Raw genomic sequence first — 2,946 nt, 5'->3', positions numbered from 1 at the left:
GCGGCGGCGGCGGCGGTGGGCCGGGCACTCACCGCGGCCGCCGACCCGCGGGGGCTCGCGATCTGGGACCTGATGTCGGCCCGGGTCGACAATCTGGAGGCGCAGGAATTGAGGCTGCGCGCGGCGATCGGCCGGGGGGACTGGGCGCGGGTCGCCGCCTGGGTGCAGCGGATGCCGGACCTGACCGAAAAGGGCGACCGCTGGCTCTACTGGCTCGGGCGTGCCCAGTCGGCCCTGGGCGATGAGACCGCGGCGGGCCTGAGCCTCGCGCAGGCCGCCCGCAGCCGCAGCTTCTGGGGCTTCCTGGCCGCGGATCGGCTGGGGCTGCCCTATCACCTGGCGAGCCGCCCGGTCCCCGCGGAGCCCGAGCGGACGCGCCGCCTCAGTCAGGCACCCGCGCTGGCGCGCATCGTGGCCCTGCGCCAACTTGGCCGGGAGGCGGACATGCGCCGCGAGTGGCGCACCCTGACGCGGGGGCTGGCGACGCCCGACCTGCTGGCGGCGGCCCTGGTGGCAGAGGCGCTGGGCTGGTACGACCAGGCCATCTTCACCCTGAAGCGCGCCGATTATTGGGACGACCTGCAACTGCGCTTCCCGCTCGGTTACCGGGACCTGGTGGAAGAACAGGCGCGGCAGACGGGGCTTGCGGCGGACTGGGTCTACGGCGTCCTGCGCCAGGAGAGCGTCTTCAACGCGAGCGTCGCCTCCGCGGCCGGGGCCCTGGGGCTGATGCAGCTCATGCCGGCCACGGCGCGGCAGGTGGCGGTGCAGTTGGGCCTGCCCGCGCCCGCGCCCACGGCCATCCTCGATCCGGGACTCAACATCCGGCTCGGGGCCACATACCTCGCGCAAATGAATGAGCGCTTCGGCCACGCCGCCCTGGCCACGGCCGCCTACAACGCCGGACCGCAGCGCGTGGTGCGCTGGCTGCCGACGCGCGACACCCCTGCGGATCTCTGGATCGCCGCTATACCGTACGAGGAGACGCGCGGCTATGTGGAGCGGGTGCTGGCCTACCGGGTGATCTACCGCGCGCGTCTCGGGCTGGAGCCGGAGCGCCTGAGCGACCTGCTGCCGCCGGTGCCGGCACGGGGCGAGTAGATGACTTGTGGTCCGCATACGATGAAAACGCTCGCGGCGCTCATGGCACTGTTGATGTCGGCGGCGGCCGGTGCTGGACCAGACACGAACATACTGCAAAACCAAGCGCGCTATTCGCCTTTTGCCTACATCTTGGATTACCTGACCAGGAACCCGGGGCAGCCGGAGTGCTACATCGACGAGGGCTACCTCAACTTCACCCAGGACTGGTACCTCGATCCCGGTATCCGGCCGACCCCCGAGTCCGGCACGGCCAATCTCGCGCGGTGGCCCTATCCCATTGGCAGCGAGCCCGGGAGTCCGGACATCACCCGGACCCTGCTCACCGGGATCGCGGCCATCCCGGGGGCCGCCGAACACACTCACATCGCCGTCGCCAGTCAGAACTGCGACGGGTGCCGCGACACCCACCCCTATTTGAAAGAGACGATCCCCGGCGCCGACCTGCACACTGACATCCCCGCGGATGCCACGCATATCAAGACGCTGCAATGCACGAACGGCCGTGTCTACCTCACCCAGCACGGCTCGACGAACATGCAGACCGTCGGCGTCACCACCAAAGCGAACAATTCGCTCGTCTTCGTCGAAACCGGCCGTCCCGGCCGCCCCCCGCCGCTCTATGGCTGGTTCAAGGACCTCTGGCAGGCCGTCGTCACCGACACCGGCACGGTATTTCAGGGTGGAGGCCGGGACTCCTCCGGGCTCGGCGGCATGACGAGCCCCGTGGTGATCGGCGGTCGGCAGGTTTCGTTCTACGCGGGGAGAAAAAACGCCTTCGTCGGGCCGACCTGGAGCGACGGCGGCCTCTCGCTCCCCTTCCCCGGGAATCTGTATCCGCCGACCGAAGGGCAACTTCCGGCCGCGGGTCTGAAGAACGTCAACTGGTACGACCAGATCCTCTTCGATGCCGGGACGCGACTGGCCAAGGGCGAGCACGTCGCCATCGACCTCTTTATGTTCGAGATCGGCGCCTCGAATCCATTCATCGACAACCTGTTCCGGCTGGTGAAGTACGGATTCGTGGACTGCCCCGCGCCCGGCTGCCCCAGCTACGCCAACCGCAAGCCGGTCGCCATCAGCAAGCAACCCGGGGCACGGCCGCCTGCCAACGCCTTTCCCGGGCACCTGAGCGTGAAGCTCTACTATCAATTCCAGCAGGCCTGCCCGCACGCGGGGCCCTGCCCGACGCGGAGCTACGCGTACCTCAACGGACCCATCGCCAGCGGCAACCCGCGCTACCGGATGACGGTGAAAAAGGTGTGGCAAGGCTTCACCAGGAGCCACCTGCCCGGAAACCCGCAGGTTCCGGATACCCCCCAGGACATGCACCTCAAGGTCGGTGTCGTCACGTCCGGGCGACAGGTGCGGTTATACGTCGCGACCTCGAACCTCGACATGCCCGACCAGGGCTCGGGGAAGAAATGGCAGGCCGGCACCATCATCGATACCACCCCGTATGACGGCCTCTACCGCCTGTACCAGCGTGAGTTTGCCAGTATCGCCAGTGACGGCGACCTGTCGCAGTACCATCTCGGGTATGCAAATACGAACGGGAACAGCCATCTCGACGCCGGGATCGAACCGACGACCGGGGCCATTACGCAATCCGGCATTGCCGCTTTTCTGTTTCCGCTTAATACCGCAAAGGCACGCTGACTAGCGACGACGTCGCCAGCGTCGGGAGAAAACTGCAAAATCGCTCATACGCATATCCTTGCTGATAGATTTCAGATGGTTAGCTTAACAACGGCAAGCCCAAAGTGCTGCACCATCTCTATGACTTTATGAAACAACAATACTTTACACAAGCGCGTCTGCCCCGTCCGCGCTGCGGCCTTGATC

General features: G+C 66.9%; 2 protein-coding genes. Both read left to right on the top strand.

Features of this window, described 5'->3' with window-relative positions; translation table 11 throughout:
- The coding region (locus QZY48_RS23260) for a lytic transglycosylase domain-containing protein (RefSeq protein WP_295435572.1) at positions 1-1,101 on the top strand (1,101 nt) is incomplete at its 5' end.
- Between the two features lie 21 nt (positions 1,102-1,122).
- Complete coding sequence (locus QZY48_RS23255; protein WP_295435570.1) at positions 1,123-2,760, top strand: hypothetical protein; 1,638 nt, start codon at positions 1,123-1,125, stop codon at positions 2,758-2,760.
- Positions 2,761-2,946: the final 186 nt, after the last annotated feature.

Source organism: uncultured Thiodictyon sp. (genome assembly GCF_903828115.1).
GTDB lineage: Bacteria > Pseudomonadota > Gammaproteobacteria > Chromatiales > Chromatiaceae > Thiodictyon.
This window is presented reverse-complemented; position numbering and strand designations above follow the sequence as displayed.